The following is a 24,295-nucleotide window of genomic DNA, read 5'->3' as shown; positions in this document are numbered from 1 at the left end:
CGTGTTACCGATTGTTGCGTCGGGGCTCTTCTCCGTGTGCGACGGTCGACGACCCGGGTCGCCGAGCTTCTGCTACTGCTGCTGCTCGGAGCGAGCGCATCGCGCGCACGGCCGACCGCAGCTCTTGAACGTGGTGCGTGGCGAGGAACTCCTGAGTGTGCACCCCGAGGTCGTTCGCCGCGGCATCCGTGCCGACGGTCTCGACAGGCGATCCGCCACCGAGACCGAGCGTCTCGGTCGCGACCGTGGCCTGGTAGGGCACGTACACGGGTGTCGTGACCACCAGCACGCGGCGACCCGGCGCGCACGTCGAACCCCACAGCCGGAAGGTCGCCGCAGTGTCCGCGCGCCGCGACGGGTCGGCCGACGGCGCCGCCACCACCCGGTAGCGCCGCTCCGGCGACGTCCAGTCGATCGTCGACCAGGCACCCGTGCCCTCGCCACCCGTGGAGACGCGGCACTCGTCGATACCCAGGCCGAACGCGCGCACCATGCCCACCGACATCGCGTCGACCTCGTCGTCACCGTCGACGTCGAGCAGGCGCGCGAGCTCGGACTCGGGTGCACTGAAGCGGCGGTGGGCACCGAGGAAGACGATCTCGTCCGCCGTGACCCCTCGCGCGAGCAGGGACGCCACGAATCGCGGTTTGACGAGTCCCGCGCGCACCATCCCACCGGTGAGCACTATCGAGTCGTAGTGTCCGCGCTGCGGGACGGTGCGACCGGACTGTCCGAGCGCGAGAGCCGCCCGCATGACGACGGCCGTGACCTCCGGATCGATTCCGGTCGCCGCGAGCGAGTCACGCTCGCGCCCGCGGCGGAAGTCCCAGTGCGCACTCGAGAAGCCGTCGAGATAGCCGAGTGCGTCGTCGCCGCCCGACCGGGGCACATCACCCCCGAAAGCGGCGACGACGGAGTGCAAGGCATCACTCGCCACCCACGCGTCGATGCGAGCCACGACCTCGGCCGCGTCATCCGGCTCGCCTCGCCACTCGGGAATGGCCAGCGGTGCGAACGTCACGACCGATCCGGACTCACTCGGCGATCGTGGTCAGTCGTCGCTCGCCCGCTCGGGCAGCTGTATGGGGATGGCGGGGCAGTCTTTCCACAGTCGCTCGAGCGAGTAGTACATCCGGTCCTCCTCGTGGAAGACGTGCACCACGAGGTCACCGAAGTCGAGCAGGATCCAACGCCCCTCGGCGCGGCCCTCCCGGCGCAGCGGCTTGGAGCCCGCCTCGATCAGCTGGTCTTCGATCTCGCCCGCGATCGCGACGACGTTGCGCTCGTTGCGCCCCGTCGCGAGCAGGAACACGTCGGTGAGAGGCAGCGGGCCGGATACGTCGAGGGCGACGAGATCTTCGGCACCCTTCCCGTCGGCGGCGAGGGCGGCGACGCCGAGCATTTCGAGAGCGTGGGGAGTAGCAGTCACGGGGTCCTTTGACGAGAGAGGGAGAGAAGAGGCACGGCGTCAGAGGCCGTTGAGGATGACGACGGTCACGATGACCACGGCGGCGACGAGACCGAGAGCGGCGACGACGACACCCGCGATGACGGGGAGGCGGGACTTGCTCGGCACGGGCGACTCGATCACACCGCGCGTCGACGACGCACTGCTGACCGCACGGATTGCCCGAACCGGTGCCGACTCGGCGACCGCGTCGTCGCGATCGCTGTCGTCGATGAGTGCGTCGACCTCGGGGTGGTCGAAGAGCACGGGGTGCGCGCCGGTGGACCCGAACGACCTCGGCAGATCGACCGAGCCGGTGACGATGATCTCGCCCGTGCTCGAGAGACCGCTCAGAAGGTGTTCTCCCGACTCCGGGACTGTCGGCAGCACGAGAGCGTGGGTCGTGATCGCTCCGGTCGTGACTCCCGTCGCGCGGATCGCCGACGACTCGTCGTCGACCGGTTGCGGCTCGGTGGCGGCACCCCACTGCTGATAGGGGGTCGCCCCGAGGTTCTGCGACGGCTCGACACCGCGCGGTGTCGCCGACGGTTCGGCGGCGACCACTCCGGCGGGAGGGAAGAACATGGCACCGAACGGGGTCAGGCGCTCGGGCTCGACCGACGACGAGTCACTCGAGCTGTCGGCCGCACTCTCGTCGGGCTTTGGCGCGTCGTCCGCGGGCACCGCGTCGTCTGCCGGCACCGCGTCGTCGGAGGACTCGGCCCGAGTGGACGAACCATCGTCGGCGGTCACCGTCCCACGAGCGTCGGTGTCCGCGTCGGTCGTCCGATCGACGGTGTCCCTCGTCGGGAAGGCGCCGGTCGAGAATGCGCCCGTCGTGGGGGGCTCGATGAGGGCCGGGATCTCGACGAGACCGACCGTCTCCGACTCGCGGCGCCGCTGCTCGCCCGCAGGCGCAGGCTCCTCCACGATGACGGCGTCGACTGTTCCGGTGTCGTGCTGATCGTTCTCGTCGACGACGACGTCAATATGAACCTCGGATGCCTCGACCGACGCGACAGCGTCTGCGTCGTCGTTCTCGACGGGCGACTCACCGGTCGGCTCCTCGATGACAGCGTCGAGAGCCGGCTCCGGATCGGGCGCGTCGGCGACCGCCTCGGGGCGCGACTTCGGCGCGGCGGCACCGCCCGTGATGATCTGAATCGCCCCGGTCGCGTCGATGACGACGACAGGTTCGGGCTGTCCTGCACGCGCAGCCTTCTCCCGCAGAGCGCGGAGCTCACGACGCGTCATGGTGCGTTCGTCGGGCACGGGAGTCGTGGCCTCGACAGGAGCGGGTGGGGTGTCAGGAGTGCCGCCGGCGACGCTTTCGGCCGCGGCGTCACCTGCTGCTGCGGAGTCGCTGGCTGCCGCGGGGTCGGACTTCTCGGCCTCACCCGTCGAGCCGGGTGTCGCGTGGGCGACGAAACCCGCGGGGGCGGTCGCACCCGAGTCAGTGGGGTCCCACTGCACGCGTCGGCCACCGCGCGACGAACGACGCGATGGGAGGCTCTCCTCGCTCGCGTCACGTTCGTCTTCGGTTGTCGCCCCGGCCGCGCCCTCGCGCAGTTCTGCGCGAGCCTTGCGGCGGCTCGACGGCGTTGGATCTTGCGACGCTGTCATGAAGTGCTCCGATACAAGTGGTGTTTGGAGATGTACTGAACGACACCGTCTGGGACCAAATACCACACCGGGAATCCCCGGTTCACCCGGCTTCGACAATCGGTAGACGATATCGACAGCGCAGGAACTTCGAGCAAGCTTACGCCGTGCTCGGGCAATCCCGAAACGCTGAGCTTGTGTCCCGGCCGCGAGACCGCCACGAAGTGAGCGAGCGAGAACAGTTCGGCGGAGTTCTTCCAGTCGATGATCTGAGCGACCGCATCCGCGCCCGAGATGAAGAACAGCTCGGCGTCAGGCCGCTGATCACGCAGATCGCGCAGTGTGTCGATCGTGTAGGTCGGGCCCTCCCGATCGATGTCCACCCTGCTGACGGTGAAGGTGGGGTTCGACGCCGTCGCGATGACGGTCATGAGGTAGCGATGCTCACCCGGGGTCACGACACTCTTGAGGTAGGGCTGCCCGGTCGGCACGAAGACCACTTCGTCGAGCCCGAACGACTGAGCGACCTCGCTCGCAGCCACGAGGTGACCGTGGTGGATGGGGTCGAACGTGCCACCCATCACCCCGATGCGGGGGCGGGATCCGGCGACGTCGACCACGAAACGACCTAGTGGTGCTCGGGCGAGTGGTCGGCGGAGCCGGCAGCCCCGCGGCTGTGGCGATTGGCCGCATCGCGGAAGCTCCACACGACGAATCCGAGGGCGGCGAAAACGACCGCGGCGATGAGGGCGAAGACGACGGGCGGGAACGGGATCGCGAAACCCTCGGGGTGCTCGGCGGAGGCGATGACGGCTGTGGATGCGACGGCGGTGAGCGTCGAGGCAGTGAAGGACATGGAGGTCTCCGATCGGCGGTGCGATTGCGCACTTCCAGCGTACCCGCCCGGGGATGGGACTCCCGCACCGCACGCCACGCGGCTCGGACTAGCCGCGGATGTGTCCTGCCCCGCGCACGATCCATTTGGTGCTCGTGAGCTCGGGGAGGCCCATGGGTCCGCGCGCGTGCAGCTTCTGCGTCGAGATGCCCACTTCCGCCCCGAATCCGAACTCGCCACCGTCGGTGAAGCGTGTCGAGGTGTTGACCATGACGACGGCGGAATCCACCTCGGCGAGGAACCGCTCGGCCGAACCGATGTCGTTGGTGACGATCGATTCGGTGTGGGAGGTCGAGTAGCGGCGGATGTGGTCCATCGCCGCGTCGAGGTCGTCGACGACTCGCACCGCGAGGTCGAGCGACATGTATTCGGTCGCCCAGTCGTCTTCGGTCGCGGGCCGGGCGTCGGGGAACAGCTCCCGTGTGCGGGCGTCACCGTGGATGACGACGCCCGAGGCCGCGAGTCGCTCGAGAACCGACGGGAGAACACGATCGGCGGCGTCCGCGTGAACGAGGAGGGTCTCGAGGGCGTTGCACACGCTCGGGCGCTGCACCTTCGCGTTGTGGGCGATCTCCGTCGCCATCTCGACGTCGGCCGAGGCATCCACGAAGACGTGCACGACACCCGCGCCGGTCTCGATGACGGGAACGATCGACTCGTCGACGACCGTCTGGATGAGCTCGGCACTCCCCCGCGGAATCAGCACGTCGACGAGCCCGCGGGCCCGCATGAGGGCGTGCGCGCCCTCCCGCCCGAAGTCGTCGATCGTCTGGACAGCGGTCGACGGGACGCCGACGGACTCGAGTGCGTCACCGATGACGTCGACGAGAATCCGATTGCTCTCGAGGGCGGCACTCCCTCCCCTCAACACCACGGCGTTCCCACTCTTGAGGGCGAGTGCGGCGATATCCACGGTCACGTTCGGTCGCGCCTCGTAGATCGCACCGACGACACCGAACGGCACCCGCACCTGGCTCAGCAACACGCCGTTCACGAGGGAACCGCCGCGCACGACGTCACCGACGGGATCGGGCAGCGCGACGATCTCGCGAACCGCGCTCGCGAGACCACGCAATCGCGTCTCGTCGAGACGCAAACGATCCTGCAGGGCGACACTGAGCCCCGAGGCCCGCCCTCGCTCGAGGTCGTTCTCGTTGGCGGGCAGGATGCGCGCCGACGCCCCCTCGACCGCCGAGGCGATGGCCTCGAGGGCGGCGTTCTTCTCGAGCGTCGTGAGCTTCGCGAGCCGACGCGCTGCGACGCGAGCAGCGACGAGACGGTCGTCGAGAGTGGTGGGGGCGAGAGCGGTCTGCGACATGCTCGCCAGTGTATTGCGCGAGGCGGGGCTACTCCGCGGCGTCGAACCAGGTGCCCACGTCGTCACCCGAGAGCGCCGCGGCGACTTCGGCCGTGGCCGCGACGAGCACCGGGGTTCCGTGCGAGGCAGCGAGTCGCGCCGCGTGCACCTTGGTGCCGGCGCCCCCCGTGCCGACCGATGCCGCGTCGACGACACCGAACTCGAGGTCGGAGAGGTCGTCGTCGACTCCGACGTGACGGATGATCGTGGCGCCGGGGTCGTTCGGCGGCTTCGAGTAGATGGCGTCGACATCCGACAGCAACACGAGCAGATCGGCTCCGATGAGATCGCTCACGAGTGCGGCGAGCCTGTCGTTGTCTCCGAACCGGATCTCATGGGTCGCGACGGTGTCGTTCTCGTTGACGATCGGCAGGATGCGGAGGCCCAGCAAGCGCTCCATCGCGCGCTCGGCGTTGCTGCGATGGGTCGGATTCTCGAGGTCCCCCGCCGTCAGGAGCACTTGACCCGCGACGATGTCGTAGCGGTCGAGGCTGTCTTGATACCGGTAGATCAACACGTTCTGGCCGACCGCCGCGGCGGCCTGCTGGGTGGCCAGATCGGTGGGGCGCGAGTCGAGGTCGAGAAAGGGGATACCGGTCGCAATGGCCCCCGACGACACGAGAACGACCTCGGCACCGCGAGCGTGCGCCGCAGCGAGGGCGTCGACGAGGGGGGCGATCTGCCCCGCGTTCACGCCGCTGATCGACGACGACCCGACCTTCACGACGATGCGACGCGCGCTCGTCACGCGCCTCGACACGTCGTCGGGCCGGGCCGCGCGGCCCGTCGGTCGGTCGAGCACAGGTCAGTCCTTCTCTGCCGACTCGCCAGACACCGAGTCGCCGGACACGGTCTCGCCAGACACGGTCGCATCGGCGCGCCGCTGATCTTCGCGGGACTCCGCCGCCGATCGCCCGGCACCGTCACGCTCGACCGCGAAGCCGTCGTCGTCGGTCCACAGTCCCGCACCACGCTCCTCGACGAGCTCGTCGCGAGCAGCCGCCTTCGCGTCCATCCGCTCGAGGTAGGTCTGACGCCGCTTGTTATGGGTGGGGCGCTGGTTGTCGACGAGCCGCGGATCGGTGCCTCGCGGCGCCGTGGCGAGTTCCGCCGTCGAGGTGAGGGTCGGCTCCCAATCGAAGATGATGCCGTTGCCCGCCCCGATGACGACCGTCGATCCAGCCAGCGCGCCCGACTTGAAGAGCTCGTCTTCGACGCCGAGCTTCGCGAGACGATCGGCGAGGAAACCCACGGCCTCTTCGTTCGTGAAGTCCGTCTGCTGCACCCAGCGCTCGGGCTTCTCGCCGATGATCCGGTAGACGTTGCCCCCCGAACCCCCCTCGACCCTGACGACAAAATCGCTCTCGTTGACAGCGCGCGGGCGGATGACGATGCGCGGCTTGTCTGGCTTGGCCGCGGCGGCGAGACGCTCGCTCGCGACGGACTCGGCGAGGGCGAACGACAGCTCGCGCAATCCCTCGTGGCTCACGCTCGAGATGTCGAACACGCGGTAACCGCGCTCCTCGAGATCACCGCGCACGAGGGCCGCGAGCTCGCGACCCTCCGGCACGTCGATCTTGTTGAGCGCGATGAACTGCGGCCGGTCCACGAGCGGGATCTGACCCTCGGGAACGGGATAGGCCGCGAGCTCGCCGAGGATGATGTCGAGGTCGGATACGGGGTCGCGACCGGGATCGAGGGTCGCACAGTCGAGGACGTGCACGAGGGCGGTGCACCGCTCGACGTGCCGCAGGAACTCGAGCCCGAGACCCTTGCCTTCGCTCGCGCCCTCGATGAGACCCGGCACGTCGGCGACGGTGTAGCGCGTGTCGCCCGCTTGCACGACGCCGAGGTTGGGGTGCAACGTCGTGAACGGATAGTCGGCGATTTTGGGCTTCGCGGCCGACATCGCAGCCACGAGGCTCGACTTGCCGGCCGAGGGATACCCGACGAGCGCGACGTCGGCGACGACCTTGAGTTCGAGCACGACGTCGCCGTCCCACCCCGGAGTGCCGAGCAGTGCGAAGCCCGGCGCTTTGCGCTTCGTGGAGGCGAGCGCATTGTTGCCGAGGCCACCCTGGCCCGCGGGGGCGACGACGAACCGCATGCCCGGCTCGGACATGTCGACGAGTTCGCTTCCGTCGGCGTCTTTCACGACCGTGCCGACCGGCACGGGGAGCACGAGCTCTTCGCCCTGGAAGCCGTTCCGGTGGTCTCCCATGCCCGGCCCGCCGTTCTGAGACGAACGATGCGGAGCACGGTGGTAGCCGAGGAGCGTCGTGGTCTGGCTGTCGCTCACGAGAACGATGTCGCCACCGTGTCCGCCGTTACCGCCGTCAGGGCCCGCGAGGGGCTTGAACTTCTCGCGCTTGACCGAGACACAGCCGTTTCCGCCGTGCCCCGCCTTGAGGTGCAGCGTGACCCGATCGACGAAGGTAGCCATGACCGTGCTCCCTTCGCGCCGCATCGCGGCCATAATCGTGAATCCCGACGGCGATGCGCCGCGGGTCCTGCGTTAAACAGTGAAAGCGAGCCGAAGCTCGCCTACACGTGTCTGCCGGAACGAGCCCGACGAGAACCGACTTGCGCGGGTCAGACCTGCGCGGAGACGATGTTGACGACCTTGCGGCCGCCCTTGGCGCCGAACTCGACCGACCCGGCCGCGAGGGCGAAGAGGGTGTCGTCTTTGCCGCGCCCGACGTTCACGCCGGGGTGGAAGTGCGTTCCGCGCTGGCGGACGATGATCTCGCCCGACTTGACGACCTGGCCGCCGAAACGCTTGACGCCGAGGTACTGCGCGTTGGAATCGCGACCGTTACGGGTGGAGCTTGCGCCCTTTTTGTGTGCCATGAGATGTCAGCCCCTGTGTGCTTGTCGTGTACGGGTTACTTGATGCTGGTGACTTTGACGCGGGTGAGCTCGGAGCGGTGCCCCTGGCGCTTCTTGTACCCGGTCTTGTTCTTGAACTTCTGGATGACGATCTTCGGTCCGCGGAGGTCGGTGACGACCTCGGCGGTCACGGTGATCTTCGCGAGAGCGTCGGCGTCGTGCGTGATCGTCTCACCGTCGACGAGCAGCACGGGGGCAAGCTGGATGTTGCCGTTCTCGTCTGCCTTGATGCGGTCGAGAACGACGACCGTGCCGACCTCGACCTTTTCCTGCCGACCACCGGCGCGCACAACTGCGTAAACCACTTGGAACCCTAACTATTCGGATCTGACAATTCAGACGAGAAGATATCGGTGAGATTCGCGACCAGGGATGAAATCATCGCACTCGGCGCACACCAAGGGTCCACGATACTCGATCGGCGCGCACGCGGTCAAACCAGTCCCGGCGTGGCGCGAGGCGATCGTGACGGCCTGCCTAGACTCTCGCCATGACTGTGCTCATCGACGCTCCCCTGTGGCCGGCGCACGACACCCACTGGGCGCATCTCGTGAGCGACGAATCCCTCGACGAACTGCACTCGTTCGCCCGCCGAGCCTCGCTCCCGCGCCGGTCGTTCGACCTCGACCACTACGACGTCCCCGAGCACCGGGTGCGCGACCTCATCGAGCTCGGCGCCGTCGCTGTGAGCAATCGGGAGCTCGTGACGAGGCTCGCGGCGAGCGGGCTCCGTGTGTCTCAGAAGCAACGACGCGCACTCTGAGCGGGTGCGGAAGTCACCACCGCACATCGAAGCCGTCGACGCTCCCGAGCGCGGCCCCCGTCGCGACGTCGACGAAGACCGTCGACACGGTCGTCGGTCTCGGGGCGATCTCGTAGCCGTCGGTCGTACTCGAGGCGACGTCGGCGACCGTCGTGACGGCGACATACTGGCCGTTCGGCGACACCGTGAACTCCTCGACGCTCCCCGCGCCGTCGGGGCTCTCGTAGAGCGTCCGCGACTCCGAGCCGGTGTCGACCACGAGCGAGGTCGCGAAGCTCGTCGACTCCGCATCGGGCACGGCAATCTGCTGCACGCGCGTGAGGTCGGAGTCGAGCAACTGCACGTCACCGACGAACGGGATGGCCCCGTCGACGGGAGTGCTCTCGAGGCGCTGTTCGGACCGGTCTTCGAGCGTGAGGGCGATGGGCCCGAAGACGTCGCCGACGACGAGGACGTCGCCGTTGAGCGACGCGCTCGTGAGGTCGACGAAGCTGCCGATGGGAGTCGCCGGGACATCGCCCGAGAAATCAATGAGGAAGACCGACTCGTCGATCGCCTGAACGACCGCCTCGCCGGCGGTCGGAAGAGCGAACCACGAGAGCACTTCGATCGGATCGCCGTCGAGGCCGGGAACAGCGGCCGGCAGATGCGAGCCCTCGAGGTCGATCGTGAAGAGGGTCTGCTGGAACTCCTGGTCGGCGTCATCGATCGCACTCGTGAAGGTGAACCCGAGGTATCCCACACCCGCCGAGACGAGCTCGCCGACGATGCCCGTTCCCGGAAGCACGATTCTTTCGGTGGAGCCGTCGACGAGGCTCACGAGCGTGAGTGCGCTCGACCCTCCCTCGGCGATCGTCGCCACGGCGAGGATGTCGTCGAACATCGCGAAATCGTGGATCTGGCGCCCCTCCCACACGACCTCGCGATCCGAGCCCGTGGGAGAGGCACGGATGATCCGGTCGAGACCCTCGGGATCGACGGACGGATCGGCGCGGTCCAGAAAGTGGATCTCGGCGGGTGCCGTGGCGAACGAGTGCCGGAACACCGACGGACGATCCTGATACAGGCTCGTGACCCCCGCGACGGTGACCGTGTAGTCGGTGCCGAAACGCAAGCGGTCGGTGAACTGCACGACGACGATGTCGTTGCTCGTCACGACCGTGAACTCCGCGGCGGGCGTGATGGTCACCTGCTGCTCGTCGACCTCCGAGACGGCCTGGTTCGCGAACATCCGCAACTGGGTGTCCGAGGTCGAGACCGCGGCGTCGGCGTCGAACTGGACCTCGGAGAGTTTGGGCCCCTGCAGGAGCGTGAGCCCGACGAGGATCGCGCACACGACGAGGAGCCCGGCCACGGTGAAGGCGAGCGCCCGCCCGAACGGCGTCGCGGTGAGAGAACGGATCATCAGAACAGGTAGGGCTCGCTCGGTTGGTCGGTCGGCACGACCTCGACGGGGACGAGAGCCACGGACTCGCTGCTCGAGGGGCTCGGGTTGATCTCGAACTCCCCCGTCACCGTGACCCACTGGTCGATCGCGAGCTCGCTCTTCCAATTCTCGAGGTACACGGGCACACCGATGGGCTGAGCGTCGACGGCACAGCACGTGATGATGAATCTCGACACGTAGAACACGTTGTCGGGGTCGTCGGCGTCTTCCGTCACGAATCCGACGACCTCGGCGGTCTTGCCCGCGTAGAACGCCGGGTCGCTCGTCTGCCTGAGGATCGACGCCCAATCGAGCACCGTGAACGAGGCGACGCTCGCGCTCGAGTCCTCGGCGTCGTCGAGAAGCTCGGTCGAGGTGTCGACTCCGGAGCTGTTGATCTCGCGCTGGCTCGCTGTGGCCGACGAGAGGGTCGCGGGCGGCAGCACGATCAGGGTCGCCGCGAGGGCGAGCGTGACGAACGTGCCGACGCCCGTGATTGCCGCGACGGAGCGACGCCGACGCGAGGACCGAGGCCGCATCGATCCGGCCTCGGGGTCCCCGTGAGAGCTGCTCTCGACGTTCTCGAGCCCCGCGATACCGAGTTCCGGGAGGCCGTGCTCGTGCGAATGAGCGTGAGTGTGGCCGTCCCCGTCACGCCCGATCCGCGTGAAGCTCGCGATCACGAACGCCAAACCGATGAGGGCCATCGTGACGGTGAAGACGACGTAGCGCGGGTGGATGTAGAAGATCAGCTGACCCGTCGTCGCGAGCCACAGCGAGACGACGATCGTCACCGCGATGAGCGCCAGACCGTGCCAGCGCGCGAGGTCACGCCACATAGTTCACCACCAGTCCTATCGCCGCACTCACGAGAGCGACGACGGTCGTCAATTGCACGAGGGTCTTCGTCGAGAAGGTCGTCCGCATCATCGTGAGCATCTTGATGTCGACGATGGGACCGAAGATGAGGAATGTCGCGATGGAGCCCGGCATGAAGGTCGTCGCGAACGGGAGGATGAAGAAGGCGTCGACGTTGGAACACACCGAGATGACGAAGGCGAGAACCATCATCGCGAGGATCGACCACAGCGGGTTGCTGCCGAGCGCCACGAGCACCGATCGGGGCACGATGACCTGCACGAGCCCCGCGAGCACGGCGCCGATGAAGAGCGCGGGCATGATCACCCCGGCCTCGCGCACGAAGAGCTCGACGCTCTTGCCCACGCGCGACCCTCGCGCCTCCTCGGCGTCGGCGATCGCGCACTCCGCGGCGAACGAATCGGTCAGGAGGCTGTCGGGATCGGGGTGCTTGCTGTAGAGCCAGCCGATCAGCTGTGCGATCGCGAAACCACCGAGAAGGCGCGCGACGAGGATGCCGTCGTCGAACCCGAAGGCCTGGTGGGTCGTGATGATCGTGATCGGGTTCAGAATGGGTGCCGCGATGAGGAACGTCATCGAGTCGGACACCGTGAAGCCCTTGAGCACGAGTCCCCGCGCGAGGGGCAGGTTTCCACACTCGCACACCGGGAGGAACATGCCGAGGAACGAGATGGCGATGCGTCTGAGCACGGGATTCTGCGGGATCACCCGCACGATCCACCGGTCCGGCACCCAGATCTGCACGACGATCGAGAGCACGATGCCGAGAATGACGAAGGGCAGCGACTCGATGATGACGCTGTACGTGAGCGTCAGGAGATCTTGGAAGACGTTCGGCAGATTCGGGTCGACGACCGCCGTCGACACGGACCGGAGGACGAAGAGTCCGATGATCCCCACGACGCCGATCGTGAGACCGACGATCGTCGGCACACCGATCCGTCGTTGCGGACGCGTGCGCTCGAGATCCCGAATAGCCATCGCGCACCATCCTAAAGGCGGTCTCGGGCCTGACCCCGACGGCTCGGCCCCGCGCATGTCGCGGCGCGGGGCCGGGCCTTCCGGCGTGTTCTAGAGGGCGTCGGGCTCGACGGGTGCGGAGACCGTGCCGGCGGACGAGGCGCGGCGCGAGGTGCGCGCGCGGCCCTGACCCGGGTTCTTCGGCTCGGGGAGTGCGTCGAGCACCGAGTCGAGGATCTGCTCCGCGTCGTGCGGCGACATCGCGCGAGGGGCGCGCTGCTGCTTCTTCGCGACGGGGATGTCGAGGATCGCCGCGGCGGTCTCCGCAGCCGCGATCGTCACCGTCTCGGCGGCGGCCGCGGTGGCCTCCGCAGAGGTCGCGTCGGGAGCAGGAGCCGTGGCGCTTCCCGCCGAGGGCTGTGCTCCGACCTCATCCGTGGCCTGATTCGAAGACTTCCCCGAGCGACCCCGACCTCGTCGGCTGCCGCTCTTCGAGGGCGCACCGCTTGCCGGGGTGTCGGTCGTCTCGGCGGGCGTGCCGGAACTCCCGTCGTTCGACGACGCGTCGCTCGACACGACCTCGCTCGAGACCGGATCGGATGTCGCACCCGCATCGACCGTCGGGTTCGACGCCGCCGACTCCGCGCCATCCGACATCGGGGCTGCCGACTCGGTGGCGGGCGCGATCGTGGAGGTCGCGATCTTCGCGAGGGCGTTGCGCACGTCGTCGGTGATGGCGTGGGTTCCCCCGTTGGCTTTGCCGCCCGAGGCAGACCCCGACGTCGATGACCCCGACGACCCGTTTTTGCGCCCGCGGCGTCCGGTCTCGGGTTGCGGGGTCTGACGGTGCTTGGTGACGGGGTCGTGGTGCACGATGATCCCGCGTCCCGCGCAGACCTCGCAATTCTCACTGAACGATTCGAGCAGCCCGAGACCGAGCTTCTTGCGCGTCATCTGCACGAGACCGAGCGAGGTGACCTCGGCGACCTGGTGCTTGGTCCGGTCACGGCTCAAGCACTCGACGAGGCGGCGCAGCACGAGGTCGCGGTTGGTCTCCAGGACCATGTCGATGAAGTCGACGACGATGATTCCGCCGATGTCACGCAGTCTGAGCTGACGCACGATCTCTTCGGCGGCCTCGAGGTTGTTCTTGGTCACGGTCTCCTCGAGGTTTCCGCCCGAACCGACGAACTTGCCCGTGTTGACGTCGACGACCGTCATCGCCTCGGTGCGGTCGATGACGAGCGATCCTCCCGACGGCAACCAGACCTTGCGATCGAGCGCTTTCTCGATCTGCTCGGAGATGCGGTACTCGTCGAACGAGTCCGCCGTGCCCTCGTACTTCTCGATGCGATCGATGAGGTCGGGGGCGACGCCCGCGAGATAGGTGCGGATCGTCGCTTCGGCGTCGTCGCCCTCGATGACGAGCTTCTGGAAGTCTTCGTTGAACACGTCGCGCACGATCTTCACGAGCAGATCGGGCTCGCTGTGCAGGAGCGCGGGCGACACGGCCTTCTCGGTGAGCGCGCTGATCGCCGACCACTGCGAGGTGAGCCTGTTGACGTCGAGGGTGAGCTGCTCGTCGGTCGCCCCCTCTGCCGCCGTGCGCACGATGACGCCGACGTTCTCGGGAAGCACCTCCTTGAGGATCTTCTTGAGTCTCGCCCGCTCGGTGTCGGGGAGCTTGCGGCTGATGCCGTTCATCGACCCGTTGGGAACGTAGACGAGGTATCGGCCCGGAAGCGACACCTGGCTCGTGAGCCTCGCGCCCTTGTGCCCGACCGGGTCTTTCGTCACCTGCACGAGAACGGTGTCCCCCGGCTTGAGGGCGAGCTCGATACGGCGGGCGACACTTCCGCCCGAAGAGTTCTCGGCCGCGGCATCCCAATCCACCTCGCCCGAGTACAGCACGGCGTTGCGGCCACGACCGATGTCGACGAATGCCGCCTCCATGCTCGGGAGCACGTTCTGCACTTTGCCGAGGTAGACGTTGCCGATGAGGCTCGCGTCCTGTGCCTTGGCGACGTAGTGCTCGGCGAGAACGCCGTCTTCGAGTACCCCGATCTGGATGCGACCGAATTTGGAGCGCACGACCATGACGCGATCGACGCTCTCGCGTCGCGCGAGGAACTCGGCCTCGGTGATGACCGGACGACGCCGACCGGCGTCACGCCCGTCGCGGCGACGCTGCTTCTTGGCCTCGAGCCTCGTCGAGCCCTTGACCCGCTGCGGCTCGTTGCTCGGCTCGGGCTGCGCGCGAGGCGCACGGACCTTGACGACGGTGTTGGGCGGGTTGCCGCCTCCGGAGTCGCGGTCCTCCTCGCCGGTGCGACGGCGCGAGCGGCGGCGCACGGTCGGCGCGTCGTCGTCGTTGCGCGGATCGTCGCTGTCGTCGTCGTCACGGCGGGAGTCATCCCGACCCTTCGATCGCGGCACGTAGACCGGAAGATCGGGGGCCTGGAAGAGCAGCGACGTCGTCGGCCGAGTCAGCGTCTTGCGCTCGGGTACTTCGGGTGCCTCGGCGGCGTTTGCTTCGCCGCGCGCCTCCGCGTTCGTCGGCGTTTCGGCTGGCGTGCCGGATTCGGTGGGATCGGTGTCTGTCACGGTGTCACTCTCCTGAGCCGCCGAGGTCGACGCGCGCTCGGTCGGCGCGGTCTCGCTCTCGGCGGTCGTGGGGTCTGCGGCGTCGACGAGTTCTGCGCTCGGCGCGGGAACGGTCGACTGCTCGATGGTCGGCTCACTCGTCTGAGGTGCCTGCGTGGGGGGTGTCGCTTTCGCCCGCCGGGATCCGAAGAGCCCTCTGCGACGGCGCGGTGTGTCGTTCGTGTCATCCACCATTGCTGGTGCGCTCCTAGCCCGCCCGATCAGCCGCGCTGATCACGGGTACTTTCTCTCGCGCGGTTCGTGACAGGGATGCACGACGTCGCCGCCGTTCCTCGCGTCACTCCCCACTAATTCTCGCGGTCTGCTTCCGGCCTGCCGTCGTCGCGCCTCGTGCGTGGTGCACGGTGTGGTGCGCGGATCCTCTGGCTCGGTTCGCTTCCGCCTTGGTCACTACTGGTCTTGGTCGTGCATTGGTCTTGGTCGTGCGTGTTCGGAACTCGCTATCCGACGCTCTCACTGTCGAGCGGCCCGGTCACTGCCCGGAAAGCCTTCTTCGGCATCGGCGGAGCGCGGCTCCGACGACTGCTGAGAATTATCGCACGGAGCGCTCGGAATGCCGCATCCGACGCGTGCCATAATCCGACGATGCCCCTTGATCGCCATCACCGACGACCGCTCGGCCTCGCCGTGTTTCTCGTGATCGCGGGAGCCGGAGGCTTCGTCGCCGCGTTCGCTCTCACGGTCGAGCGGATCGCGTCGCTCGCGGATCCCCGTGCCGTTCTCGCCTGTGATTTCAGTCTTCTCGTGCAGTGCGGCGCGAATCTCGAGTCCCCCCAGGGCGCGGTGTTCGGGTTTCCGAATCCGCTCCTCGGGATCGCGGGGTTCACCGCTGTCATCGCGGTCGGCGTCGGTGTTCTCGCGGGCGGCCGGTTCGCCCGATGGTTCTGGGCACTCTTCACCGTGGGCGTGACACTCGCCTTCGCTTTCGTGCTGTGGCTCATCGGCCAGAGCATCTTCGTGCTCGGCACGCTGTGCCCGTGGTGCATGGTCGTCTGGGCGGTGACGATCCCGCTCTTCTACGCCGTGCTCGCGCACAGTGTTCGCGCGGGGATCGTCCCCGCCCCGACCCGAGTGCGCTCGGGAGCGGCGACACTCATGACCTGGTTGCCCCTCGTGACGATTCTGAGCTACCTCGCGGTCGCCGTCGTGGCCCAGCTCAGGCTCGACGTTCTCGACTATCTGTGACGCCGGTCCCGGAGATGGCGGCCGCCGCTCCCGGGTGTCAGAACCAGAGAGCGAGCTCGCGACTGGCCGACTCGACCGAGTCCGACCCGTGGACGAGATTCTGCTGCACGGCGAGGCCCCAATCGCGTCCGAGATCTCCGCGGATGGTGCCGGGAGCCGCGGTCGTAGGATCGGTGGTTCCCGCGAGGGAGCGGAACCCCTCGATGACGCGGTTGCCCGTGAGTCGGATGGCGACGACCGGCCCGGACTCCATGAACTCGACGAGAGGCTCGTAGAACGGCTTGCCCACGTGCTCCTCGTAGTGCTTCGCGAGCAACTCGCGATCGGCGTGCACGAGCTTGATGTCGACGAGCTGGTAGCCCTTCGCTTCGATCCTCTGGAGGATCTCGCCCGTGAGATTGCGAACGACCCCGTCGGGCTTGATGAGGACGAGTGTCTCTTCGATGCTGCTCATTGTTTCTCCTTCGAGTCGGTTTGATCTGGCTGGTCTGTGTCGGTCGGGCGGTCTGGAGTGGTCGAGTGGTCTGATCGGTGCTCGTCGTACTCCGCCGCGATCGCGGCGTTCCGCCTGTCGAGCCTGCGCCCGGTCACGAAGCAGTAGACCCACAGCGCGGCGAAGAGAGCGCCGATGAGATACATGAGGGGCTCGAGGAGGCCCGCGGCGATGAGGAGCACTTGCACCGCGTGCCCGACGACGATCGCCCACGAGAATCTCTGCAACCTCGCGAGCGCGAGAACCACGACGAAGAACACACCCCCCGCGGTGAAGGCGACGGGTGCCGACACGCGATCGAGAGCGAACACGACGAGCGTGACGAAGAACACGAGGAGGGCCTCGAGCACGAGCACGATCGACAGGAGCGACTCCGTCGCGGATCGAGCCCGCCGTGGCGCGCGCGCGGGGCGCTCCGCCATCAGCGCGCCCATCCGCCCGCGTCGGCGAGAGCGATCGTGTCGCCCACGAGGGTGATCGAGCCGGTCACGACGACGGCGCGCCGCGCGTCGTCGCCCGCCCACTCCCGAGCGGACTCCACCGCGTCGGCGACGGAATCGAACGTGAGGGTCGCCTCGTCCCCGACGACACCGGAGACGGTGTCGCCGAGCACATCCACCTCGAGGGCGCGCTGCGAACTCGACGTCGTCACGTGGAACCGCGATGCGACGGGAGCGAGCTCGGTGATGATGCCCGTCGCGTCCTTCTCGTCGAGCACCGCGACGACGAAACAGATGTCGTCGAACGTGAAATAGGTGCGCAGCGCGGCGGCGAGGGATGCCGCACCCGCGGGGTTGTGCGCGGCGTCGACGATGACACTCGGTTCGACGCCGAGCACCTGGAGCCTCCCCGGCGAGGTCACGGTCGCGAGACCCTCCGCGAGCACATCCCCGACGATCGCGCGCGAGCCGTCACCGAGGAACGACTCCACGGCCGCGATGGCGACGGCCGCGTTGTGCGCCTGGTGATCGCCGAAGAGCGGCAGGAAGACATCCGTGTAGGTGCCCGCCCGCCCCCGAACACTCACGACCTGCCCGCCGACGGCGACCGCGTTGCTCGTGAGCTCGAACTGCTCCCCCTCGACGGCGATGGTCGATTCGGTGAGTTCGGCGGCGCGCACGAGCTCGGCGTTCGCCTCGGGCGTCTGCGCCGCGGTCACGACACTCGCGAGGGGCTTGATGATGCCCGACTTCGTACGCGCGATCTCCTCGATCGTCGAACCGAGCCGCTCGGTGTGGTCGAGGGAGATCGAGGTGAAGACGGCGACCTGGCCGTCGGCGACGTTCGTCGAGTCCCACTCGCCGCCCATGCCCACCTCGACGATGGCGACGTCGACGGGGGCGTCGGCGAAACTCGCGAAGGCGAGAACCGTGAGCGCTTCGAAGAACGTCAGCGGCGCGTCGTCTGCCGCCTCGAGTTCGGTGTCGACCATCGCGAGATACGGGGCGATGTCGTCCCAATTGGCGGCGAATGCCTCATTGGAGATCGGGGTGCCGTCGATGACGATGCGCTCGTTGACCCTCACGAGGTGCGGGCTCGTCATGAGCCCCGTGCGGAGGTCGTGGGCGCGGAGGATGCTCTCGATCATGCGGCTCGTGCTCGTCTTGCCGTTCGTGCCGGTGACGTGGATCATCGGAAACGCACGATGGGGGTCCCCGAGGAGTTCGAGCGCCCGTCTCGTCGGCGCGAGTCGCGGCTGCGGGTTGCCCTCGCCGATGCGTCCGAGCAGGTCCTGATAGGCGCGATCGGCCGCGGGCTGGAAGAGCGCCTCGTCGCCGAGCTCCGGGTCGTCGGACAGTTCGTGATCAGACATCGATTCCCTTTCCGCGAACGGACAGTTCGACGACGATCGATCCGCGGTTCGCGTATCGATTCGCCGGGATGGTCGAGCGGTAGGCGCCCGCGCGCCCCGACACGGCGACGGCGGCGTCGATCTCGCCGGGCTCGACGGCCGCGGTCGTGACGGCCGCGAGGGTCTCGTCACCGAGCATCCCCTCGTGCGCCGCGACGCCGTCGCGGTCGTCGCTCGAAGCGAACGTGAGACTCAAGTCGATGCGGTCGCTCACGGCGAGGCCCGCGGCCTTGCGTGCATCCTGAACGGCACGCACGAGGTCGCGCGCGAGCCCCTCGGCCTCGAGTTCGGGCGTCGCCTGGATGTCGAGGATGACGAAGCCGCCGTCGCCGAGGAACGTGATGGCGTGGTCGCTCTCGGCCGAGTGCAGTTCGAGGTCGAACTCCCCGGCTTCGAGCGTGATCCCCCCGACCGTCACGACGTCGCCGTCGGCAGACCAGTCCCCCGCCTTGGCGGCGCGGATCACGGTCTGCACGTCGCGGCCGATGCGCGGTCCCGCCGCCTTGGCGTTCACGGTGAGCTTCCGGGTGATCCCGAACTCGGTGATGCTCGACTCCTCGAGTTGCTTCACGACGACGGCCTTGACATTGAGTTCGTCGCGCAGGATGTCGCCGAAACGGCCGAGGGCCTCGGGTGCGCTCGACACGACCGTGAGGCTCGGGAGGGGCAGTCGAACGCGCTTGGCCGTGGCCTTGCGCAGACCGAGCCCCGCCGACGCGATCTCCCTGACCCTGTCCATGGTCGACTCGAGTTCGTCGTCGGCCGGAAAGAGTGAGGCATCCGGCCAGTCCGTGAGGTGAACGCTCCTTGCGCCGGTCAAGCCTCGCCAGATCTCTTCGCCGACGAGCGGCATGAGGGGAGCCGCCACGCGGCACAGCGTCTCGAGCACGGTGTAGAGCGTGTCGAAGGCATCCTTGTCGTCTCCGGACCAGAAGCGATCACGGCTTCGCCGCACGTACCAGTTGGTGAGGATGTCGGCGAATTCGCGCAACCGTGCCGTCGCCGTCGGGGTGTCGAGTGCATCCAGTTCGGCGGCGACGTCGACGATCAGTCGACGCGTCTTCGCGAGCAGGTAGCGGTCGAGGACGTCGGGGGAATCGGTGCGCCACCGGGCGTCGTAACCCTCGGCCGACGCGGCGTTGGCGTAGAGCGTGAAGAAGTACCACGTGTTCCACACGGGCAGGAGGAACTGCCGCACCGACTCGCGGATGCCCTCCTCCGTCACCACGAGGTTGCCACCGCGGATGACCGACGACGACATCAGGAACCAGCGCATCGCGTCGGCACCGTCGCGGTCGAAGACCTCGCTCACGTCGGGATAGTTGCGGAGGCTCTTCGACATCTTCTGGCCGTCGGAGCCCAGGACGATGCCGTGGCTCACGACGTTGGAGAACGCCGGGCGGTCGAAGAGAGCCGTCGAGAGCGTGTGCAGGGTGTAGAACCACCCTCGCGTCTGCCCGATGTACTCGACGATGAAGTCTGCGGGGTTGTGGGCCTCGAACCACTCCTCGTTCTCGAAGGGGTAGTGCACCTGGGCGAACGGCATCGAGCCGGAGTCGAACCACACGTCGAGTACGTCTTCGATGCGCCGCATCGTCGACCGGCCCGAGGGGTCGTCGGGATTGGGGCGCGTGAGCTCGTCGATGAAGGGGCGATGGAGGTCGGGCTCGCCCTCGGCGTTGCGGGGAACGACACCGAAGTCGGCCTCGAGTTCGCTGAGAGAGCCGTAGACGTCGATGCGCGGGAAGGCGGGGTCGTCGCTCTTCCACACCGGGATCGGCGACCCCCAGTAGCGATTGCGCGAGATGGACCAGTCGCGCGCGCCCCCCACCCACTTGCCGAACTGGCCGTCTTTGACGTTGTCGGGAACCCAGTTGATGCCCTGGTTGAGCTCGCCCATGCGGTCACGGAACTCGGTCACCCGCACGAACCAGCTCGAAACCGCTTTGTAGATCAGCGGGTTGCGGCATCGCCAGCAGTGCGGGTAGCTGTGCTCGTAGCTCGCGAGCCGCACGAGGCGACCCGCCGCCCGGAGCGACTGCACGAGCGTTTTGTTGGCGTCGAAGACCTGGAGGCCCGCGACCTCCTCGATGAGTGGAAGGAATCGCCCGCCCTCGTCGACCGAGATGATGACGGGGATACCCGCCGCGGCGCACACGAGCTGATCGTCTTCTCCATAGGCGGGAGCCTGGTGAACGATGCCCGTGCCCTCCCCCGTGGCGACGTAGTCGGCCACGAGGATCTGCCAGGCGTTCTCGGTGCCCCACTTCTCGGTGTCGGCGTAGTGGTCCCAGATGCGGTCGTACCGCACGCCCTCGAGCTCGCGCCCGACGATCGTGCGAGTGACAGCGGATGTCGCAGCATCCGCGCTCGCGTAGCCGAGGTCCTTCGCGTACGCGGCGACCGTCGCGGACGCGAGCAGATACGACGCGACGCCCTCCGCCGAGCCGTCTCCCGCACCGAGCGGACCACTCGGGATGACCGAGTACTCGATGTCGGGGCCGACCGCGAGCGCCATGTTCGTCGGGAGGGTCCAGGGAGTCGTCGTCCACGCGAGGGCGCGCACCGCCGTGAGACCGAGAGCCTCGGCCTTGGGCCCGTCGAGCGGGAAGGTCACGGTGACGGTCTGGTCTTGACGCATCCGGTAGACGTCGTCGTCCATGCGCAGCTCGTGGTTGGAGAGCGGCGTCTCGTCGTGCCAGCAGTAGGGCAGCACGCGGAATCCCTCGTAGGCGAGACCGGAGTCGTAGAGGCGCTTGAACGCCCACACGACCGACTCCATGAAGGTCACGTCGAGGGTCTTGTAGTCGTTCTCGAAGTCGACCCAGCGAGCCTGGCGGGTGACGTAGTCCTGCCACTCCCCGGTGTATTCGAGCACCGAGCGTCGCGCCACGTCGTTGAACGCGGCGATCCCCATGTCGTCGATCTCGTGCTTCTCGGTGATTCCGAGCTGGCGCATCGCCTCGAGCTCGGCGGGCAGACCGTGGGTGTCCCAGCCGAAGCGCCGGTGCACCTGCTTGCCTCGCATCGTCTGGAATCGCGGAAACACGTCTTTCGCATACCCGGTGAGGAGGTGCCCGTAGTGCGGGAGCCCGTTGGCGAACGGCGGGCCGTCGTAGAAGACCCACTCGCTGCAGCCCTCGCGGTTCTCGATCGACGCCGCGAAGGTGTCGTCGCGCTTCCAGAACGCGAGGATGCCGCGCTCGACGTCGGGAAAGCTCGGTGACGGCACGACGGGACTCGCCGGCGTCGACGGCTCATGCGATTTCGGATACAAGCGGATCTCCTGGACGGGCCGAGTGTCGTCGCCGACACGATCTGTCACGAGGACGATGCACGACCGTTGCTGTCATTCATCGCGGTACCACCCCGCTTGCCGGCTCTGCTCCGCGAGGGAGTTTCGTCGACCGCTCATTAGTTGGCTGTGACGGGCCAGTCCCGCTCGGTTCTACCCGGCTCCCCGCGAGGGTTCGCCGCTCTTCCGAAAGCTCCCCGGTGATGGCCGGATCGATGCGTGTGATGACATTCTACGGCGATCGCGGATGAGAGGGTTCTCATCTTTCTGGCCCCGAGCGATCGAGACCGGCAGGATGGCGACATGCGTCGCACCGTGGGACTCGTCGCCACGGCGATCGTCGTGTGCGCGCTCCTCGTGGTCGGGGTGCTCGCGATCGGCGCGACGATGCCCGCGGACCGCGCGGGCGAGGATCGCGGTGTCGATCCGATCCTCGTGAGTCCCGCGCCAACCGAGCCCGACCCGAGCCCGACACCCTCCCCCACTGCGTCACCGAGCCCGACTCCGACACCCTCGCCGACGCTCGATCCGGCGCCGCCCCCCGCGGCGGACCCGGTGCCTGTTCCTCCCCCCGCCCCCGTCGCACCACAGCAACCGGACGACGACGATGACGACGACGACGACGACGACGATGACGACGATTGATCCCCGATCGGCCACGCTGTGACGGATGACTCCGCCGCTGTTCTCGACGCGGTGGCCGAGTCTCTCGGTCGCACGATAGAGAGCGCGCACCTCATCCAGGTGGAACCGAGCGGTTCGGGAACGGTGTCGGGCCACGCCGTCCGATGGCGAGACGACGACGGCGTGACCTCGTCGGTCTCTCTCTACGTCGAGACCGCACCACCTCGAGAGGGCGGCCCCGGGGAGTCCCGACCGGGAGTGCTCGTGCTCTCCGACGACGAGGGGGGCACCGCGACGGTGTGGCTCTATCCCGGTGATCCGGCCCTCCCGACTCTTCCCGCCGCCGTCTACCCCGATGCCGCGGCGCTCCTGCTCGAGCGCCTCGGTGTCGACGCGATCGACCTGACGCTGTCCGTCGTGGCGTACCGGCCGGGAAAGCGCGCGGTCATCCGGATGACGACGGCCGAGCGCGTGCTTTTTCTCAAGGTCGTGCGTCCCGGGGTCGTCGACGCCCTCGTCGACCGCCATCGAGCGTGGATCGCAGCCGGACTCCCCGCGCCCGAGATCATCGCGTGGGCTCCCGACGGACTCGTCGCCATCGAGGCCCTGCGGGGAGTCGAGCTCTCGACCGTGCTCGACGAGATCTCCGAGCACGACCTCCTCGACACGATCGATGGCCTCACTCGGCGCATCGCCGAGGTCACGAGCCCGACTCCCGCTCGGCCGTCGCTGCTCTCCCGCCTCGACTGGTACGAGGATCGGGTGAGCCGTGCGGTGGTCGAGCCCGGAACACCGTCGACGCCCGCTGCCGTCTCGGCCGTGTGCGCACGCATCAGAGCGATCGCCTCCGACGCCGGACCTCCGGAGGCCCTCGTGACCATCCACGGAGACCTCCACGTCGGGCAGATCTTCGTCGATCCCCGCCGCCCGACCACCGTCACGGGCGTTCTCGACATCGACACCGCGGGCCTCGGTGACCCCGCCGACGATGCCGCGGCCCTGTGGGCGCACCTCGAGGCGACGGCGTGTCATCGCCGAGCCCGGGGAGACGCGGCATCCGCCGACCGAGTTCACGCCCTCGCGACGACCGTGCGCGAGGGATGGACGACTCGGGGCCCCCGTTTCGCTCGGCGTGTCGCCGCAATCGCCGCCGTGCACCTCCTCGGGCACGCGCTCTCGACGACGATCCCCCTCGAGACCGCCCTCGACCTCGTCGACCAGATTCTGGCCGACGAGATCCTCGCCGCCGGATGACGGGGTTCCGAGACATCCGTCCGAACATGAGAGGCCTCTCACCGTCTGCCCCCTGCTCGTCTCATCCGCGCTTCGCACCATGAATGCACAGAGGTTCCCGATCGGGACCACACGGCGAACGAAGGAGAACGTGATGGATGCGAAGAAGAAGTGGACCGCGATCGGTGCGGCGTCAGTGCTCGGCCTCGGCCTCCTGGGCGGCGGCGCGATCGCGAGCGCGAGCTCGATGACCCTCGTCGACAGCACCGGCCAGTCGACCGGGGTTCCGAGGATCTCGACCGTGGATGATCGCGGCGACGAGGCCGCGACCCTGCGCTCGACGAACTCGGGCCCGACGAACGCCGACTCGGCCGCGAGCGCTCCGACCCCCGCGACGCCGGCATCGGCACCCTCCGCAGCAACGCCCGCGACCCCGCCGTCACCCGCGAGCGCTCCGTCGCCCGCATCGGCGACCGTCGCGCCCGCACCGCAGCCCGTCGCTCCCGACGCTCCCGTCGTGAGCGCCGATTCCCCCGCGAGCCCCCCGTCGCCGGCGACCCCGCCGAGCCCGCCGAGTGCCGCGAGCCCCGCTAGCCCGGCGAGCCCCGCGAGCCCCGCGAGCCCGCCGTCGGCAGCGAGCGCGCCGTCACCCGCGTCGAACGACTGACGCGGTCAGCGTCCCGCAAACGAGAGGGGCGTCCGGACACGGTCCGGGCGCCCCTCTCGCTCGC

General features: G+C 68.1%; 23 protein-coding genes. 5 read left to right on the top strand and 18 right to left on the bottom strand.

Features of this window, described 5'->3' with window-relative positions:
* Positions 1-4: 4 nt before the first annotated feature.
* The 10 genes from ACLHIH_RS02700 to rplU form a co-directional block, all read right to left on the bottom strand.
* On the bottom strand, positions 5-1,021 hold the full coding sequence (locus ACLHIH_RS02700) for a hypothetical protein (RefSeq protein ID WP_411315169.1): 1,017 nt from the start codon (positions 1,019-1,021) through the stop codon (positions 5-7).
* Positions 1,022-1,051: 30 nt separating this feature from the next.
* A complete protein-coding gene (rsfS, locus tag ACLHIH_RS02695; protein WP_411315168.1) occupies positions 1,052-1,429 on the bottom strand; it encodes a ribosome silencing factor in 378 nt (125 codons plus the stop codon).
* A gap of 39 nt (positions 1,430-1,468) precedes the next feature.
* A complete protein-coding gene (locus tag ACLHIH_RS02690) occupies positions 1,469-3,070 on the bottom strand; it encodes a hypothetical protein (protein ID WP_411315167.1) in 1,602 nt (533 codons plus the stop codon).
* Complete coding sequence (nadD, locus tag ACLHIH_RS02685) at positions 3,067-3,669, bottom strand: nicotinate-nucleotide adenylyltransferase (RefSeq protein WP_411315166.1); 603 nt, start codon at positions 3,667-3,669, stop codon at positions 3,067-3,069. The genes ACLHIH_RS02690 and nadD overlap by 4 nt, the downstream gene beginning before the upstream one ends.
* 8 nt (positions 3,670-3,677) lie before the next feature.
* A complete protein-coding gene (locus tag ACLHIH_RS02680; RefSeq protein WP_411315165.1) occupies positions 3,678-3,905 on the bottom strand; it encodes a hypothetical protein in 228 nt (75 codons plus the stop codon).
* A gap of 88 nt (positions 3,906-3,993) precedes the next feature.
* On the bottom strand, positions 3,994-5,262 hold the full coding sequence (locus ACLHIH_RS02675; protein WP_411315164.1) for a glutamate-5-semialdehyde dehydrogenase: 1,269 nt from the start codon (positions 5,260-5,262) through the stop codon (positions 3,994-3,996).
* A gap of 28 nt (positions 5,263-5,290) precedes the next feature.
* Positions 5,291-6,061 carry a glutamate 5-kinase gene (gene proB, locus ACLHIH_RS02670; RefSeq protein WP_411316295.1) on the bottom strand — a complete coding sequence of 257 codons (771 nt, stop codon included), beginning with the start codon at positions 6,059-6,061 and terminating at the stop codon, positions 5,291-5,293.
* 45 nt (positions 6,062-6,106) lie between these two features.
* Entirely contained in the window at positions 6,107-7,744 is a 1,638-nt protein-coding gene (obgE, locus tag ACLHIH_RS02665; protein WP_411315163.1) for a GTPase ObgE, read from the bottom strand.
* A 149-nt stretch (positions 7,745-7,893) separates the two neighbouring features.
* Positions 7,894-8,151 carry a 50S ribosomal protein L27 gene (gene rpmA, locus ACLHIH_RS02660; RefSeq protein ID WP_411315162.1) on the bottom strand — a complete coding sequence of 86 codons (258 nt, stop codon included), beginning with the start codon at positions 8,149-8,151 and terminating at the stop codon, positions 7,894-7,896.
* A gap of 35 nt (positions 8,152-8,186) precedes the next feature.
* On the bottom strand, positions 8,187-8,495 hold the full coding sequence (gene rplU / locus ACLHIH_RS02655) for a 50S ribosomal protein L21 (protein ID WP_411315161.1): 309 nt from the start codon (positions 8,493-8,495) through the stop codon (positions 8,187-8,189).
* 185 nt (positions 8,496-8,680) lie between these two features.
* On the opposite strand from rplU, the gene ACLHIH_RS02650 reads away from it, so the two are divergent.
* The gene (locus tag ACLHIH_RS02650; RefSeq protein ID WP_411315160.1) at positions 8,681-8,953 is read left to right on the top strand and encodes a DUF4031 domain-containing protein; all 273 of its coding nucleotides are present in this window, start codon (positions 8,681-8,683) and stop codon (positions 8,951-8,953) included.
* 13 nt (positions 8,954-8,966) lie between these two features.
* Here the strand turns inward: ACLHIH_RS02650 and ACLHIH_RS02645 are convergent, their stop codons facing one another.
* The 4 genes from ACLHIH_RS02645 to ACLHIH_RS02630 form a co-directional block, all read right to left on the bottom strand.
* A complete protein-coding gene (locus ACLHIH_RS02645; RefSeq protein ID WP_411315159.1) occupies positions 8,967-10,358 on the bottom strand; it encodes a hypothetical protein in 1,392 nt (463 codons plus the stop codon).
* A complete protein-coding gene (locus tag ACLHIH_RS02640; RefSeq protein ID WP_411315158.1) occupies positions 10,358-11,218 on the bottom strand; it encodes a TIGR03943 family putative permease subunit in 861 nt (286 codons plus the stop codon). Before ACLHIH_RS02640 ends, ACLHIH_RS02645 begins: the two co-directional genes overlap by 1 nt.
* Positions 11,208-12,239, bottom strand: coding sequence for a permease (locus ACLHIH_RS02635; protein WP_411315157.1), 1,032 nt, complete (start codon positions 12,237-12,239; stop codon positions 11,208-11,210). Before ACLHIH_RS02635 ends, ACLHIH_RS02640 begins: the two co-directional genes overlap by 11 nt.
* Positions 12,240-12,329: 90 nt before the next feature.
* A complete protein-coding gene (locus tag ACLHIH_RS02630; protein WP_411315156.1) occupies positions 12,330-15,056 on the bottom strand; it encodes an Rne/Rng family ribonuclease in 2,727 nt (908 codons plus the stop codon).
* 411 nt (positions 15,057-15,467) lie between these two features.
* On the opposite strand from ACLHIH_RS02630, the gene ACLHIH_RS02625 reads away from it, so the two are divergent.
* Positions 15,468-16,067, top strand: a complete 600-nt coding sequence (locus ACLHIH_RS02625) for a vitamin K epoxide reductase family protein (RefSeq protein ID WP_411315155.1) — start codon at positions 15,468-15,470, stop codon at positions 16,065-16,067.
* A gap of 37 nt (positions 16,068-16,104) precedes the next feature.
* Here ACLHIH_RS02625 and ndk read toward each other — a convergent pair whose 3' ends face one another.
* The 4 genes from ndk to ileS are packed head-to-tail and all read right to left on the bottom strand — an operon-like array spanning position 16,105 to position 21,689.
* Positions 16,105-16,521, bottom strand: coding sequence for a nucleoside-diphosphate kinase (gene ndk / locus ACLHIH_RS02620; protein WP_411315154.1), 417 nt, complete (start codon positions 16,519-16,521; stop codon positions 16,105-16,107).
* Positions 16,518-16,982, bottom strand: a complete 465-nt coding sequence (locus tag ACLHIH_RS02615; RefSeq protein ID WP_411315153.1) for a DUF4233 domain-containing protein — start codon at positions 16,980-16,982, stop codon at positions 16,518-16,520. The genes ndk and ACLHIH_RS02615 overlap by 4 nt, the downstream gene beginning before the upstream one ends.
* The gene (locus ACLHIH_RS02610; protein ID WP_411315152.1) at positions 16,982-18,373 is read right to left on the bottom strand and encodes a bifunctional folylpolyglutamate synthase/dihydrofolate synthase; all 1,392 of its coding nucleotides are present in this window, start codon (positions 18,371-18,373) and stop codon (positions 16,982-16,984) included. Before ACLHIH_RS02610 ends, ACLHIH_RS02615 begins: the two co-directional genes overlap by 1 nt.
* Positions 18,366-21,689, bottom strand: coding sequence for an isoleucine--tRNA ligase (gene ileS / locus ACLHIH_RS02605; RefSeq protein WP_411316294.1), 3,324 nt, complete (start codon positions 21,687-21,689; stop codon positions 18,366-18,368). The genes ACLHIH_RS02610 and ileS overlap by 8 nt, the downstream gene beginning before the upstream one ends.
* A 321-nt stretch (positions 21,690-22,010) precedes the next feature.
* On the opposite strand from ileS, the gene ACLHIH_RS02600 reads away from it, so the two are divergent.
* From ACLHIH_RS02600 to ACLHIH_RS02590, 3 genes are all read left to right on the top strand, one after another.
* Entirely contained in the window at positions 22,011-22,352 is a 342-nt protein-coding gene (locus ACLHIH_RS02600; protein ID WP_411315151.1) for a hypothetical protein, read from the top strand.
* Between the two features lie 18 nt (positions 22,353-22,370).
* On the top strand, positions 22,371-23,585 hold the full coding sequence (locus ACLHIH_RS02595; RefSeq protein WP_411315150.1) for a phosphotransferase family protein: 1,215 nt from the start codon (positions 22,371-22,373) through the stop codon (positions 23,583-23,585).
* 133 nt (positions 23,586-23,718) lie between these two features.
* A complete protein-coding gene (locus tag ACLHIH_RS02590) occupies positions 23,719-24,231 on the top strand; it encodes a hypothetical protein (protein WP_411315149.1) in 513 nt (170 codons plus the stop codon).
* The last annotated feature ends 64 nt before the right edge of the window (positions 24,232-24,295 follow it).

The organism is Marisediminicola sp. LYQ134 (assembly GCF_046599635.1).
In the GTDB taxonomy this organism is placed as follows: Bacteria; Actinomycetota; Actinomycetes; order Actinomycetales; family Microbacteriaceae; genus Marisediminicola.
The sequence above is the reverse complement of the archived record's forward strand: the minus strand, read 5'-3'. Positions and strand labels throughout refer to the sequence as shown.